Below are 15,252 nucleotides of genomic sequence, written 5' to 3'. Positions count from 1 at the left end.
TCATATTGGGCATTGAAGCTGCTTGATGACTAACTGCTCCGATTATGCCGAACTACCGCATGGCCGAAACGAGGCTCGACAACGGCTAAACTCGGTCATGCGGCATAATCCGGCCCACGGCATAATGCGTCTTATGCCGATATCGGCATAAGACGCACTGGACATCGGCAAAGGGACGGCTCGATCGCGATCTCAGCCGCTATGGCAAGGATCGTAGTGAGCGCGCCCGGGAAGAAATGATTGCCGAACTGGGCAGCGCATTCCTATGTGCCGATCTCGGAATCGTTCCGGAACTCGAGCCGCGCCCCGATCATGCAAGCTACATCGATAGCTGGCTGACGGTGCTCAGCGGCGACAAGCGCGCGATCTTTACGGCGGCTTCACAGGCACAGCGTGCCGTCGATTACCTGCATCACCTGCAGCCACGCGTCGAAGGCGAGGGGGCGGCGTGAGCCGCCCTTTCACGCCTAGCGATGCCGAATGGAAAACAGGACCCCGCCCAATCCGAGCGGGGTCTTCCCATTTACGTGGTCAGGGCATCCTTCAGCAAGCTTCTGATTAGATTCGCGAGCGACCGCTGCTCGCGCTGAGAGCACCCCACCCCTTAAGTTTGCGGCTTTTCGAACAGTCCGGCAAATTCGGGATCCGCGTAATATCTGAGCTTTCCGGCCGCGATCGGCCGCTGTCCGGCGATGAACAGGATCTCGACACTGGCAGGCAGGTTGCGGACCTCATCGGGTGTCAGAAGCGGGCGGGCGACATGCTGTTCGGCAAACGAGAGACCGGTCTTTTCGGAATCAAGTGCGCGCGCAATCGTATTGAACACGACGGTCTCCTCACCGAGCAGATCGGAGACGAGCCGGGCACTGTCATGATCATTGACCCCGAAGACCTGCAACACGCCGGCATTCGATAAAAACGTGCCGGCGCGCTGGCCATAGGTGGCGCGTAGCTGATGAATGTCCTGGACGATTGGCCAGAGCTGCACGCCGTACCCTGCCATCAGCCCCATGGCCCGTTCGATTGGGGCGAGATGACCAAGGGCTGCAAACTCATCGAGAAGATATAGGACGGGTGGTGCCGATGAACGTGACGCCGATGAAACTGACGAAGGGGAAAAGCGCGCCATCTCGATCAGGCTCTGGGAGATCAACAGGCGCAGCCAGCGCGAATAGGCCGCAAGCCTGTCTGGCGGCAACACCAGAAAGACGGTCGCCTTTTCTGACTTCAGATCGCCAAACCGGAAATCCGAGCGCGAAAGCACGTTGGTCATGCGCGGGCTGTCGAGGAAATGCGTGTGCCGCTGTGCGGCCGAAAGCACGCCGCTTGCCTCACGATCGGACTTGCCAAGATGCCGATTGGCCGCACGCGCGATCAGCCCATTGACCGCATCACTGTCCTGCATCTCGTCGAGCAGGATGCGGAACGCTTCTGGTGCCAGCGTCAGCATGTGCCTCAGCATCGGCAGCGTGCGCCTGTCATCGGGCTGGGTTGCAACGACATGGAGAAGCAGTCCCGCAATCAGGGCCTTGGCTTCCTCGTTCCAGTGAGCATCGCCCGCAAGGCCTGGCTCGTCGAACACGAGCGCATCGGCAAGCGTGGCCGCGTCCTCGGCGACATCGATACTGTCGGGGTCAAAGCCGCTGAGAGGATTGAAGGCAGCCGATGGCTTGCCGGTAACGCCGAATGGATCGAGGATATGAACCGGTCCGAAGCGGAACCGTGCATCGCAAGATACGGCTGCATTCTCGCCTTTCGGATCGACGCAGATGATCGAACGATCTGCTGTCAGCAGGTTCGGGATGATCGTCCCGACACCTTTGCCACTGCGGGTCGGTGCCATCGTGATGAGATGGGCCGGTCCGTCATAGCGAAGAAGCCGGCCGGAGCCAGGCGCGCGACCGATCAGCAGGCCATCCGGTGATCGCGTCAGCGGTTTGATTTCCCGTTTGCTCGCAAGACGCGCCGAGCCATGCGTGTCGTCACTTGCCATTCCAAAATGCGTGATCAGGGGGGCGGACAGCATCCGCAGGAGCAACGCCAGTGCAAACAGGAAAAACATGCAGTTGCCGACAAGGACGAGGATGCCTCCTTCGCTGCTGCCGAAAATCTGCCGGATCAGATAGTCGATCCCGATTGAGACGATCAGGATGATCAAGACATAGCCGAGCGCATGCATGGCGAACGACTTTGCGTAGCGGAACGGAAACGTGATCATTGCAACGATTGCCCATAGCGGGTCGCGCGCGGCCATGCGCATCATGTTTGCCACAGCGCGTTTGACGAGAGCAAACTGGGTCATTGGCCGACCTCACTGTCAACGGTCGCGGCGCCTGAGGTGTTTGTCTGTCCTACCAGCAGGTCGTCAAACAGTTGCCGGTCGGCGTCCCGGACCAGGAACTTCGGCAGTTCGGATCTGAGCCACGTGGCGAGCCCTCCCGATATCTGCACATCGCGGTTGGTCTCCAGCCGATGCAGGATGAGCGCGCCGATCAGCACCTTGCGCCTTGTGTCGATGCTGCGCTCCTGCTTGCTGAGGCGGATCTGCAGTGTCTTTCGCCGCGCTTCGAGCTGCGCCAGCCGTTCGCCGATCGATTTGCGTGCCACGTTGCTGTCTCCCCTTTGAACTGTTGCTGAAACGCATGTCCGGCCAGGTGTCGTCCGCGATGAATGCGCGGCCATGAGGCTCATCGAACCCTTGCATTCCGGCAACTCGCAAATCTGCGGGTAGATGCATGCAAGTGGCAGCGAAGACACTGATCGCGGGCATTGCCTGCATGCTCCCATTGGGCCGGAGGAGGCGAGCCGACGAGGGCACAAGGGCGCACTTACGAGTTGCGGGGCAACTCAGTGCGCGGGCCGGCAGACCCCGCGGGAAAAGGAGGACTATGGCGATCTACCATCTCAGCATGAAGGCGATCGCTCGCAGTGGCGGGCGCAGCGCTGTCGCCTCCGCCGCCTATCGTGCTGCGGCGCGGCTCACCAATGAGCGCGACGGGATGACCCATGACTTCACCAACAAAAAGGGTGTCGAGCATGCCGAGATCGTATTGCCCCCTGAAGTGTCGGCTGATTGGGCAATGAAGCGATCGGTCCTGTGGAACGCCGCCGAGCGTGCGGAGAAGCGAAGCGACGCGCGTATCGCCCGGGAATTCGAGATCGCGCTGCCGCACGAGCTCAATCCAGATCAGCGCTTGGCTCTGACCCGAGCGCTCGCCCAGCATCTCGCCAATCGCTACGGAGCGGCCGTCGACTTCGCAATCCATCAGCCCGACGTCAAAAGCGATCTGCGCAACTGCCACGCGCATCTGATGATGACGACCCGAGAGGTGAAAGAGTCTGGCCTTGGCGATAAGACGTTGCTTGAGCGAGAGAACCGATGGCTTCTCGCCAACCATATGCTCCCATCGCAGTTGCAGTTGCAGGAGCTCCGGCAAGCCTGGGAGCGCCTCGCCAATCGGCATCTTGCGAAAGCAAGCGTCGATGTTCGCATTGACCACCGCTCGCACCTGGAGGCTGGGCTGACGATCGAGCCGACCGAACATGTCGGTGTTCACGCGACCCAGATAGGTCGCCAAGGTGGACAAGTCTCGCGTGCCCGCATCGCTCCGCAATCGGCAGATCGAAATGCAGAGACCATTCGCCGGCGTCCCGAAGAGATTCTAAAGCTCATCACCAACGAGAAGAGTGTCTTCAACCGTTACGACATTGCCCGGGCCCTGCACCGCTACATCAACGATGATCCGCAGACATTCCAGAATGCCTTTGCATCAGTCATGTCGTCCAAGGCCCTGATCGAACTGAAACCTGAAACAGCGGATCGCGGCGGCAGCGGAGAGGCACGCTATTCGACGATGGAGATGGTTGCGGTCGAGGGTGCGATGGCAACCTCGGTCGTGGCAATGAAAGGACGTCAAAAGCACTGGGTCTCGAAGCGGCACGTTGAAGAAGCGATTTTCGATCAGGACCGGTTGATCAAGGCGAGCGGTGCATCATCGGGGCAGGGCCTGTCGGGCGAACAGCGTCGTGCGATCGAACATGTCACCGCGCCTGGTCAGATCGCTGTGGTGCTCGGCATGGCCGGTGCTGGCAAGAGCACGATGCTGGCAGCCGCTCGGCAGGCCTGGGAGGCTCAGGGCTATCGTGTTCACGGGGCAGCGCTTGCCGGCAAGGCGGCGGAAGGGTTGGAGGAATCGTCAGGCATAGTGAGCCGTACTCTTGCGTCCTGGGAATACAGTTGGCAGGCTGGTCGCAGTCGCCCCAAATCGAGGGATGTGTTCGTCATCGACGAAGCCGGAATGATTGGAAGCCGGCAGCTTGCGCGCTTCGTCGAGGAGATCAGAGAGGCTGGAGCAAAACTCGTCCTTGTCGGAGACCATGAACAGCTCCAGGCGATTGGAGCAGGAGCGCCGTTTCGAGCAATCGCAAACGTGGTCGGACATGCGCAGCTTTCTGAAGTTCGAAGGCAAAGATCGGATTGGCAAAAGCGGGCCTCAATCGACTTTGCCTCTCACCGGACCACTGCTGGGCTGTCAGCCTACAACGCACACGGAAATCTTCATCTGAAGGCAAGCCGCGAGGATGCTTTGAAGGCGATCATTGCGGATTATGTTGCTGACCGATCGGCAAACCCTGATGGTACACGCATTGCGATGGCGCACAGTCGCAAGGACGTGGCCTCGATCAATGCTGGAATACGGGCAGCATTACAGGAGCGTGGTGGCCTTGCGAAAGGCGCTAAAGGATCGGACGTTCAGGATCATGAACTCACTTACCGGACGAACAACGGGATACGCGCCTTCGCCCGGGGCGATCGGATTGTTTTCCTGGAAAATGATCGCGACCTCGGTGTTAAGAACGGCATCTTGGGTGAAGTGATATCTGTCGCGCCGGACGCAATACAAGTCCGGCTTGATGGAAGCGTACAGGCGGCAAATGGCCAACGCTGCGTGACCATGTCGGTCAATAGCTATCGGGCGTTTGATCACGGCTACGCGACAACAATCCACAAGACCCAAGGGTCGACGGTGGATTGCAGTTTCGTTCTGGCATCGAGGACCATGGACCGACATCTGGCCTACGTCGCAATGACCCGTCATCGTGAGAAGGCACAGCTTTATGCGGGGTTGGACGAGTTCAAGACGGTGCGGTCCTTGAGTGAGACACTCAGCAGGTCAGGGGCCAAGGAGACCACGCTCGACTATGCCCCATCGGTTGCCGGCCGACGCGGCATAGGTGATCACCATGGCAAGGGCGGCGCCGAGGAGGAGCGCTCCGTTCCGGCAGGAAACACTGTCGCGCCCACGCACGAAACGCCGTCGCTGAGTGGTCACAATGTGTGTGAAGGCGTCCGTCCTGAGAGGCTTGACCACGGTCATGATCGTCCGGTGCTAATCCCGGCAATCGCGAAGTATGAGAACAGCGTGGATGACGTCGCACGCTTGAAAGCGATGCCGGTATTTGAACGCGATTGGGAATCCGCGAAGTTGCTTGCCCGACGGATATACTCCAACGCACATGCCGTCATTGACGGGTTGCGGGGCCGCATTGTCGAAGGAAACGTAGACCCTGCTGAACTCGGGAAACAGCTTCGCTCCACACCGGAGACAGTCGGCACTCTCGTCGGAAGGACAGGAACATTCGGAGAGAACGCCGAGCGCCGACAGGCACTTGGCCTCGTCAACGCGCTTGCGTTTCGTGTCGAACAATCCGGAAAGACTTGGCAACGCCGTTTTGAGGCGGAATGCAGTTCCGAGCAATGGAGGCGAGAAAAGCAGGATGTGATCGACGTGCCTGGTCTCAGCAACCATGCAGAGGCGCTGCTTCGGAAGCTCGATGATTTGCCTTACGCGGAAAAGGGGGCGTTCGTTGCACAGCTAAAGGTAACGATCGAGGGCTCCAAGGCGCTCGACGAGGCAAGTGAGACGGCGAGTGCGATCGAAAAACGCTTCGGCCGCGCCAATCCGTCAGATCTTGCGGAGCAGCTGAGGCGGGCTGGGCTCAATCAGACTGGCGAGATCGAGCGCATCCGCGGCGTCGTACGCCTCGCCGATCGTAGCCATCGGGCCGAACTCACTCAGCAGAGTGAGATGAAGCGCTCGCTTTCACGGAGGAAGGGGTTGCGATTGGGGATGTAGCGTCGACAATGCTGAACGCGCTGGCTGTCACCAGATGTTCATGGCGGAAGGCAAAAACTCGACTTGTGTGCCGTTCAGCAATGTGCAGACTTCATGTGGGTGGGGGACGGGAACGCGTGTCGGAGAAGGTGTTCGTAAGTGCGCAGGAAGTCGCTGATAGAGCGGGCGTTTCACGATCCGCTGTGTCGCGGACGTTTACGCCAGGTGCCAGCGTCTCACCCGAGACCCGGCGACGGGTGCTCGAGGCAGCCGAAACGCTCGGCTACCACGTAAATGCTCTTGCCCGCGGTCTCATGCGCAATGAAAGCGGCATTGTTTGCCTCATCGTGTCCGACGTGGCGACACCCAATCGTTCTGCTTTGCTACGCGAACTGACAATGTTGCTGCAGAATGCCGGCAAGGTGGCGATGTTGATCAACACGGACCGCTCGGACGGCAGCGTGGACCAAGCCCTTCGCCAAGCGATCCGCTATCGCGCAGATGCTTCGATCATCCTGTCCGGAATGCCGGACAAATCCATCGCACAACTCTGTCTGCGAAGCGGACAGCGGCTTGTCCTCATCAATCGCGATGACGAACAGCCCGGTCCATTGCGGATCAATCTTGATGATCGCGAGGCGGCCGGGCAGGTGGTGACGGCCTTCGTCAGAGCTGGATGCCGGAAGCTGGCTTTTGCCAACTCGGAAGCCGGAACACCAAGCTTGATGGCTCGTGAGCGGGGATTCGTCGCGGCGGCGAATGCGCTCGGAATGGAGGTTTCTGTCGAGCGTCATGGATGGACGGGTTACGATGCGGGAAAAGTCCTTGCACAGCGAATGTTGACGCGCCCGGAACGCCCGGATGCCGTCTTCTGCGCGACCGACCTCCTCGCATGCGGGTTCATGGACGCCGCCCGCCACCAGTTTTCGATATCGGTGCCAGACCAGCTGTGCATTGCAGGCTTTGACAATATCGAGCAGGCCTCATGGTCCTCGTATGACCTGACGACCTTCGCCCAGCCGGTTTCAGCGATAGCTTCCAAGGCGATCGACTGGCTCTCGCATTCGCAGCCGGACAATGATGGCGCCCTCCAGGAGCAGTCGATCAGACTTCATGCCGAACTGGTTTGGCGCGGCTCGATTCGAGGCGGCTAAGTCGGTGCGCCCGGCCGCGTTATTTCCATTCCCAGAACAGAGCGGATGCAAAAGGCCTGCGCAGCACCAAACTGTCCGTTCGAGCCGTCTGCTCGTAGGATGTGGCTTCCGCCTCCCCATTTAATCCGACAAAGTGCATCCGGGTGGACGCCGTCTTTGGTTGTCCCTTCCGACGGTAGTCAAATTGCACCGCACAGGTCGGGTACTGCCAATTATCGGTTAGAAGCTCGGCGAACTGCTTGGCATCCTGCTCGCGCCCCTGTCCGGTGAAGGCCAGAAACTGGCCAAGATTGAAGAACCCGTTGAACAGCGCATAGGCGCTTTCCTGCTGCATCCGGACGGCTTGCCCCGTCGTAAAGTCGCGTCGATAGGAGAGGCCTTCCGTTTGCCCCTTCGCTTTTTTTGCGGAGTAGCTGACAAGGTTCTTTTGGGCCAGCAGTTCCATCGTCAACGCGTAGCTCTGATAGCTCTCCGCGTTGGTGTGCAGGTCATCGATCCTGGCTTTCAGGTCAACGATGTAGTCTCGATACAATGCGGCGGCCATCTCAACTGCTCCGGTGACGGTGGAGCGCGCTTGCTATCAGATTGTGCGGCGTGGCCAAACCGATATCGCGCCTCCCAAGCCGTTCCTGCGGAAAAATCGTATCAGATGTGCAGCGCGTGCCCCAACGCCTTCAGTGCTGCTTCCTGCACGGCCTCGCTCCGTGTCGGATGCGCGTGGATCGTGCCCGCGAGGTCCTCCAGCCGTGCGCCCATCTCGATTGCCAGCGCAAAGCTCGCCGACAGTTCTGAGACACCCGCACCGACGGCCTGCAGGCCAAGAAGGAGACCGGTATCCGCACGCGCCACGACCCGCACGAAGCCTTCCTCAGACACCATCGTCATTGCGCGGCCGTTCGCGCTGAACGGGAATTGACCGACCCGGATCGCGTAGCCTTGGGCGCGCGCCTCCTCCGGCGAAAGTCCCGCGGTTACGATTTCCGGATCGGTAAAGCAGATCGCCGGGATGCAACGCTTGTCCCAGGCACGCTGCTTGCCGGCAACGATCTCCGCAACCATTTCTCCCTGCGCCATGGCGCGATGGGCCAGCATTGGCTCGCCGGTAATATCACCGATCGCATAGACGCCCCGCATCGAGGTGCGGCAGCGATCGTCGATACGCAGATATGGTCCTGTACGATCGAGATCGAGCTCTTCGATACCCGATCCCGATATTTTGGGGCGGCGACCGACGGTCACCAGCACGCGGTCGGCGGGAAGCAGTTGTTGCTGGCCGTCCGACGTCTCGACGGCCAGCGCATTGCCGTCGTCCGAAAGGCCCTTCGCTTTTGCGCCTGTCAGGACCCGAAGGCCAAGTTCGCCAAGCCGTCGTGCAACCGGCCGCACGAGATCGGCATCATATTGCGGCAGTATCTGCTCCATCGCCTCGACGACCGTTACCTCCGACCCCAGCTTCGCAAATGCCGTGCCGAGTTCGAGACCGATATAGCCACCACCCACGACGACAAGTTTCTTCGGCAATTCGGCCAGCGAGAGCGCCTCCGTGGACGAGATGACCCGACCCCTGAACGGCAGGGCTGCGAATTCCACAGGTTCGGAACCCGTAGCAATCACCACCGTCTCGGCACGAACGACCTGCATGCCGACCTCGGTTTCGACCTCCACGGTTTTGCCGTCGCGGAAGGTCGCGCGGCCGTGAACGATCTTAACCCTGGCCTTCTGCAGCAGGGCGGAGACGCCTCCATTCAGCCGACCGACGATCCCATCCTTCCAGGCGATGGTTCTTGCAAGGTCGATCGAAGCAGCCTCGACACGAATGCCCATTGCGTTCTTGCCAGCAAGCATCTGTCTTGTGGCTCCGAACTCCTCGGCCGCATGGATGAGCGCCTTTGACGGAATACATCCGACATTCAGGCAGGTGCCGCCGGGCTTGCCCGCCTCGACGATGACGGTATCGAGGCCGAGTTGTCCGGCCCTGATGGCGCAGACATAGCCGCCCGGCCCGGCGCCGATGACGAGAAGCTTGCAGACGATCTCTTTCATGGATGTTAGCCTTCGATGAAGATAAGGGCGGGCGTCTCGAGAAGGACCCGAACACGTTGGACGAAGGTGGCGGCATCCCATCCGTCGATGATGCGGTGGTCGAAACTCGAGGAGAGATTCATCATCTTGCGCGGCACGAACTGGGTGCCGTCCCAGGCCGGGCGCACAGCGATCTTGTTCACGCCAACGATCGCGACCTCCGGATGGTTGATGACAGGCGTCGAGACGATGCCGCCAAGCGCCCCAAGCGAGCTGATGGTGATGGTCGAACCGCTTAATTCATCGCGGGTCGCGGTGCCCGCGCGCGCAGCATCCGCCAGGCGGCCCATTTCGGTTGCGCAATCCCAGATGCCACGCGCCTCCGCGTTCTTGACCACTGGGACGACAAGCCCGGCGGGCGTCTGCGCGGCAATGCCGATATGGACACCGCCATGCCGGGTGAGGATGCCCTTGTCGTCGTCGAAGGTCGCGTTCACGTTCGGTTGTTCGGCGACGGCCTTCACGATTGCCCGCATCAGGAACGGCAGGACAGTGAGCTTCGGCTGTTCCGGTTTGCGGTCGCGGTTCATGGTGGCCCGCAATTCCTCCAGGGCCGTCATGTCGACTTCCTCGACATAGGTGATGTGGGGAATGCGAGAGGTCGACAAGGACATCTTTTCGGCGATGCGGCGCCTGAGGCCGGTGAGCTTGATCTCCTCGGTCGACGTCCTTTTCGTGATCGCCACCGGTTGGGGCGGCACTTCGCCGCGCGCGATGAATAGCTCGACATCATCGCGAAGAATGCGGCCGGCGGGTCCCGATCCCTTGAGTTGGCGCAGGTCGACACCACTTTCCCTTGCAAAGAGCCGCACGGATGGTGATGCCAGCGGCTTTTCTGCCGGCGCCGGAGCCTCGTGGCGAAGCACAATCGCGGCCTTGGTGACCGGCCGGGTGTCCGGCTCGACGGCAGGGGGTGGACTGTCGGCAGCTTTCGCCGGTGCCTCGGCAGGAGGTGCCTTCACGTCACCTGTCGTCTCGCCATCGCCAGTCTCGATCCTGACAAGCGGCGCCTTGACGGCGATCTTGTCGCCAATTTCAGCGCCCAACCAGACGACGGTCCCCGTAACGGGCGAAGGGATCTCGACCGTCGCCTTGTCGGTCATGACGGCGGCGATGACCATATCCTCTTTGACCGGGTCGCCCGCCTTGACGTGCCATTCAACAAGCTCGGCTTCCGCCACACCTTCGCCGACATCGGGCATCTTGATCGTGAATTCGCCCATGTGTCAGGCCTCCATGACTTCGGCAAGCGCCCGTCCAACCCGTCCGGGGCCGGGGAAGTAGTCCCATTCCTGCGCATGCGGATAGGGCGTATCCCAGCCAGCAACGCGCATGACCGGCGCTTCGAGATGGTAGAAGCAGTGCTCCTGCACGAGAGATGCGATCTCTGCGCCAAACCCCGACGTCAGGGTGGCCTCGTGGACGACGACGCAGCGCCCGGTCTTGTTGACGGACTGCACGATGCTATCGAGGTCGAGCGGCAAGAGGCTGCGCAGATCGATCACCTCGGCATCGATGCCCGTGTCTTCGGCAGCAGCAAGCGCCACGTGCACCATCGTGCCGTAGGCGATGACCGTCACGGCTGAGCCTGAGCGCCGAATGTCGGCCTTGCCGATCGGGATCGAGTAATGGCCCTCGGGCACCTCTCCGAGGTCGTGCTTTGACCATGGCGTGACCGGACGCTCGTGGTGGCCATCAAATGGCCCGTTGTAGAGCCGCTTCGGTTCCAGGAACATCACCGGATCCGGATCCTCGATCGAGGAAATGAGCAGTCCCTTAGCGTCATAGGGATTGGAGGGTACGACGACCTTCAAGCCGCAGACATGTGTGAACAATGCCTCCGGGCTCTGGCTGTGGGTCTGGCCGCCGAAAATGCCGCCGCCAGTGGGCATTCGCAACACGATCGGACATGTGAAGTCGCCGTTCGAGCGATAGCGGATGCGGGCGGCCTCCTGGGTGATCTGATCGTAGGCCGGATACATGTAATCGGCGAACTGGATCTCGACACAGGGCTTCAGGCCATAGGCCGCCATGCCGATCGCGGTACCGACAATGCCGGACTCGCTGATCGGCGTGTCGAAACACCTTGTCTTGCCGTACTTTGCCTGCAGTCCTTGGGTGCAGCGAAACACGCCGCCGAAGTATCCGACGTCCTCGCCGAACACCACCACGTTGTCGTCGCGGGCCATCGAAACGTCCATGGCGCTGCGCACCGCTTCAATCATCGTCATCCTGGCCATGTCAGAAACCTGCCTTCTGCCGCTGGCGACGAATGTGTGGCGGCATTTCCGCGTAGACGCCTTCGAAGATGTCTCGCACCGAGGGCTTGCCCCCTGCATGCAGCGTGCCGTGGTGCTCGGCCTGCTTCTGGGCTTCAATCACCTCATCCATGATTTCGGCTTCGGCCTGGACATGCCGCTCTTCCGACCATGCGCCCCTGATGATCAGGTGCTTTTTCAAGCGCAGCACTGGATCGCCCAGTGGCCAGGCTTCGGACTCCGTCTTTGGCCGATAGGCGCTCGGATCATCAGATGTCGAATGAGCGCCAACGCGGTAGGTGACATATTCGATCAGGGTAGGTCCGAGGTTTAGCCGCGCCCGCTCGGTTGCCCAACGTGCGACTGCGTAGACCGCGAGATAGTCGTTGCCATCGACGCGCAGGGCCGGAATGCCGAAGCCAAGTCCGCGCGCTGCAAACGTGCCGGAGCCGCCGCGGGCGATCCCCTGGAATGTCGAAATCGCCCACTGATTGTTGACGATATTGAGGATGACCGGGGCTTTGTAGGTAGAGGCAAACACGAGAGCGGAATGAAAATCAGACTCCGCCGTCGAGCCGTCACCGATCCAGGCAGCCGCGATCCTGCTGTCGTTCTTGATGGCCGACGCCATGGCCCAGCCGACCGCCTGGACATATTGGGTGGCGAGGTTGCCCGAGATGGTGAAAAAGCCGTGTTCCTTCGACGAATACATGATCGGCAGCTGGCGCCCTCGCAACGGATCGCTTTCGTTCGAGAAGATCTGGTTCATCATCTCGACCATCGGATAATCGTCGGCGATCAGGAGACCTGCCTGGCGGTAGGTCGGGAAGTTCATGTCGCCCTTGCGAAGCGCCTTACGGAAGGCGCAACTGACGGCTTCCTCGCCGAGATGCTGCATGTAGAAGGACGTCTTGCCCTGTCGCTGCGCCATGAGCATGCGAGCATCGAAGGCGCGAAGCTTCATCATGTTGCGCAGGCCGATCAGCAACTCTTCGTCGGAGAGCATGCCCGACCATGGGCCGACAGCCTCTCCCTCGCGGTTGAGGACACGAATGATCGAGTAGGCGAGGTCGCGGATCTCTTCCGGCGCAACGTCGACCTCGGGGCGCGGCACCACGCCTGCCTTGGCTATCTTCACGTTGGAGAAATCGGGTAGACCGCCCGGCCGGACGGCAGGTTCCGGCACATGAAGGCTCAGTTGAGCTGTGTCCGTCATATCGTACTTTCCCTCCCAACTGCGGTGCTCGCTTCTCTCCTCAAAGAGGAACGCCGCAGTTCTTGTTCTTATAGATTGCGCGCGATCACCATTCTCTGCACGTCGCTTGTGCCTTCATAAATCTGGCAGATGCGCACATCCCGATAGATGCGCTCGACCGGATAGTCCGCCATATAACCGTAGCCCCCATGGATTTGGATCGCATCCGAACAGACCCGCTCTGCCATCTCGGACGCGAAGAGCTTGGCCATCGATGCTTCGGAGAGGCACGGCAGGCCATTGTCGCGCAGCGCCGCAGCGTGAAAGACGAGTTGGCGCGCTGCTTCGATCTGGGTCGCCATATCGGCGAGGCGAAAGGCGACCGCCTGGTGCTCTATGATCGCCTTGCCGAAAGCCGTGCGTTCGCGTGCATAGTCGCGCGCTGCCTCAAAAGCGGCGCGTGCCATGCCGACAGCCTGAGCGCCGATGCCGATGCGACCGCCTTCGAGATTTGCCAGCGCGATCCGGTAGCCTTCGCCCTCCGCACCCAACCGCAATTCGGCCGGGATGCGCATGCTGCTGAAGGCGATCTGACAGGTGTCGGTCGAATGCAGGCCAAGCTTTTCCTCGACGCGGACGACTTCGTAGCCCGGCGTGTCGGTCGGTACGATGAAGGCGGTAATCCCCTTCTTGCCGGCATCCGGATCGGTCACCGCAAAGACGATGATCATCTGACCGTTCTTGCCCGATGTGATGAATTGCTTGGCGCCGTCGAGCACGTAGTGATCGCCATCGCGGCGCGCGCGGCTGCGCAGGTTGGACGCTTCCGAACCTGCTTGCGGCTCCGTCAGCGCAAAGCCGCCAATCCATTCGCCGCTGGCAAGCTTCGGCAGGAAACGCTGCTTTTGCTCCTCGGTGCCGAACTTCAGAATCGGCACGCATGCGACCGAACTGTGGACGCTCATGATCGTCGAGCATGGCCCGTCGCCTGCAGCGATCTCCTCGAGCGCTGCTGCATAAGCGAGCGTTCCGGTATTGGAGCCGCCATATTCCTCGGGAACCAGCATGCCAAGCAGGCCGAGTTCGCCCATCTCGCTCAGCTCTTCGCGCGGAAACCTGTGCTCCCGGTCACGTGCTGCCGCACCAGGGGCAAGTTGCTCGCGGGCAAAATCGCGTGCCAGATCGCGAATTTGCTGCTGGAGATCGGAAAGAACCATGCTTGCCTCCTTGCTGTCCGCTCTAGTGCCGCTCGATGGCAACGGCGGTCGCTTCGCCGCCGCCAATGCACAGAGCTGCCATCCCGCGCTTCAGGTCGTAGCGCTTGAGGGCGGCAAGCAGCGTGACCAGGATACGCGCGCCGGATGCGCCGATCGGGTGGCCAAGAGCGCAGGCTCCGCCGTGCACGTTAACCTTTTCCTCTGGTAGCCTGAGGTCGCGCATCGCAGCCATGGCGACAACCGCAAAGGCTTCGTTGATCTCGAAGAGATCGACGGAGCCGAGCGGCCAGTCGGTGCGATCGGAGAGCTTCTGCAAGGCGCCGATCGGAGCAGTGGCAAAGAGATTGGGCGCCTGCGAGTGCGTGGCGTGTCCAGTAATGGTCGCGATCGGTGCCAGTCCCCTGCGCTCGGCCTCGGAACGACGCATCAGCACGAGGGCTGCCGCACCGTCGGAAATCGAGCTGGAGTTGGCAGCCGTTACGGTCCCGCCGTCGCGAAAGGCGGGCTTGAGGAGAGGGATCTTGTCGATCTTCGCCTTGCCCGGCTGCTCGTCTCGGCTGACCGTTTGTTCGCTCTTTCCCGCAGCGATCGTGACTGGCGTGATCTCGGCGTCGAAGCAGCCGGTGTGGATCGCCTCTTGCGCTCGGGTCAATGATGTCACCGCATAATTGTCCTGCGCCTCGCGAGTGAACTGGTAAGCTTCGGCGCAGTCCTCGGCGAAGGTGCCCATCAAACGTCCCTTGTCATAAGCATCCTCCAGCCCGTCGAGGAACATATGATCGATGACGCGTCCGTGGCCGAGCCTGTAACCGCCACGGGCACGATCGAGAAGATAGGGCGCGTTGGTCATGCTTTCCATGCCGCCGGCGACGCCGATCGTGGCGCTGCCCGCTGCAAGGAGATCGTGTGTCAGCATGACGGCTTTCATGCCGGAGCCACACATCTTGTTGACGGTGGTTGCACCGGTCGAGAAAGGCAAGCCCGCGCCGATCGCCGCCTGCCGGGCAGGCGCCTGGCCGAGGCCGGCCGGGAGCACGCAGCCGAAGACGACCTCGTCGACGGCATCCGCATCCACGCGGCTCCGTTGAAGTGCCGCGCGGATCGCGGTGGCACCGAGGTCGGGCGCCGTTGCCCCTTTGAGTTCGCCTTGGAAGCCGCCGATCGGCGTGCGCGCCGTTCCGACAATGACGACAGGGTCCTGCAAAGCCATGTTCAAGTCTCCTGGTCAAA

General features: G+C 61.1%; 11 protein-coding genes and 1 pseudogene. 3 read left to right on the top strand and 9 right to left on the bottom strand.

Translation table 11 applies throughout. The annotated features are described in order from the left end of the window. Positions 1 to 152 precede the first annotated feature (152 nt). Positions 153 to 452 (top strand): annotated as a pseudogene (locus IB244_RS07705) (zincin-like metallopeptidase domain-containing protein); the annotation flags it as partial. Positions 453 to 604: 152 nt separating this feature from the next. Here the strand turns inward: IB244_RS07705 and IB244_RS07700 are convergent. Both IB244_RS07700 and IB244_RS07695 read right to left on the bottom strand, forming a co-directional pair. Next, entirely contained in the window at positions 605 to 2,302 is a 1,698-nt protein-coding gene (locus tag IB244_RS07700; RefSeq protein WP_192303799.1) for a type IV secretory system conjugative DNA transfer family protein, read from the bottom strand. Beyond that, on the bottom strand, positions 2,299 to 2,607 hold the full coding sequence (locus tag IB244_RS07695) for a mobilization protein (RefSeq protein WP_192303797.1): 309 nt from the start codon (positions 2,605 to 2,607) through the stop codon (positions 2,299 to 2,301). The genes IB244_RS07700 and IB244_RS07695 overlap by 4 nt, the downstream gene beginning before the upstream one ends. Before the next feature lie 281 nt (positions 2,608 to 2,888). Here IB244_RS07695 and traA point away from each other — a divergent pair, with 281 nt between their 5' ends. Then, complete coding sequence (gene traA, locus IB244_RS07690; RefSeq protein WP_192303795.1) at positions 2,889 to 6,137, top strand: Ti-type conjugative transfer relaxase TraA; 3,249 nt, start codon at positions 2,889 to 2,891, stop codon at positions 6,135 to 6,137. Between the two features lie 116 nt (positions 6,138 to 6,253). After that, positions 6,254 to 7,270, top strand: coding sequence for a substrate-binding domain-containing protein (locus tag IB244_RS07685; protein ID WP_192303793.1), 1,017 nt, complete (start codon positions 6,254 to 6,256; stop codon positions 7,268 to 7,270). A gap of 19 nt (positions 7,271 to 7,289) precedes the next feature. Here the strand turns inward: IB244_RS07685 and IB244_RS07680 are convergent, their stop codons facing one another. The 7 genes from IB244_RS07680 to IB244_RS07650 form a co-directional block, all read right to left on the bottom strand. Next, positions 7,290 to 7,814 (bottom strand): hypothetical protein, encoded by a 525-nt coding sequence (locus tag IB244_RS07680; protein ID WP_192303791.1) that lies wholly within the window; start codon positions 7,812 to 7,814, stop codon positions 7,290 to 7,292. A 101-nt stretch (positions 7,815 to 7,915) separates the two neighbouring features. After that, positions 7,916 to 9,313: a dihydrolipoyl dehydrogenase gene (gene lpdA, locus IB244_RS07675; RefSeq protein WP_192303789.1), complete on the bottom strand. Its 1,398-nt coding sequence runs from the start codon at positions 9,311 to 9,313 to the stop codon at positions 7,916 to 7,918. A 5-nt stretch (positions 9,314 to 9,318) separates the two neighbouring features. Continuing rightward, positions 9,319 to 10,575, bottom strand: a complete 1,257-nt coding sequence (locus IB244_RS07670; RefSeq protein WP_192303787.1) for a dihydrolipoamide acetyltransferase family protein — start codon at positions 10,573 to 10,575, stop codon at positions 9,319 to 9,321. 3 nt (positions 10,576 to 10,578) lie between these two features. Continuing rightward, positions 10,579 to 11,592 (bottom strand): alpha-ketoacid dehydrogenase subunit beta, encoded by a 1,014-nt coding sequence (locus tag IB244_RS07665; RefSeq protein ID WP_018857997.1) that lies wholly within the window; start codon positions 11,590 to 11,592, stop codon positions 10,579 to 10,581. 1 nt (position 11,593) lies between these two features. After that, positions 11,594 to 12,826 carry a thiamine pyrophosphate-dependent enzyme gene (locus IB244_RS07660; RefSeq protein WP_192303785.1) on the bottom strand — a complete coding sequence of 411 codons (1,233 nt, stop codon included), beginning with the start codon at positions 12,824 to 12,826 and terminating at the stop codon, positions 11,594 to 11,596. Positions 12,827 to 12,894: 68 nt separating this feature from the next. Beyond that, entirely contained in the window at positions 12,895 to 14,022 is a 1,128-nt protein-coding gene (locus IB244_RS07655; RefSeq protein WP_192303783.1) for an acyl-CoA dehydrogenase family protein, read from the bottom strand. A gap of 22 nt (positions 14,023 to 14,044) precedes the next feature. Beyond that, positions 14,045 to 15,232: an acetyl-CoA C-acyltransferase gene (locus IB244_RS07650; protein WP_192303781.1), complete on the bottom strand. Its 1,188-nt coding sequence runs from the start codon at positions 15,230 to 15,232 to the stop codon at positions 14,045 to 14,047. Between the last annotated feature and the right edge of the window lie 20 nt (positions 15,233 to 15,252).

The organism is Rhizobium sp. RHZ02, assembly GCF_014851575.1.
In the GTDB taxonomy this organism is placed as follows: domain Bacteria; phylum Pseudomonadota; class Alphaproteobacteria; order Rhizobiales; family Rhizobiaceae; genus Rhizobium; species Rhizobium altiplani.
This window is presented reverse-complemented; position numbering and strand designations above follow the sequence as displayed.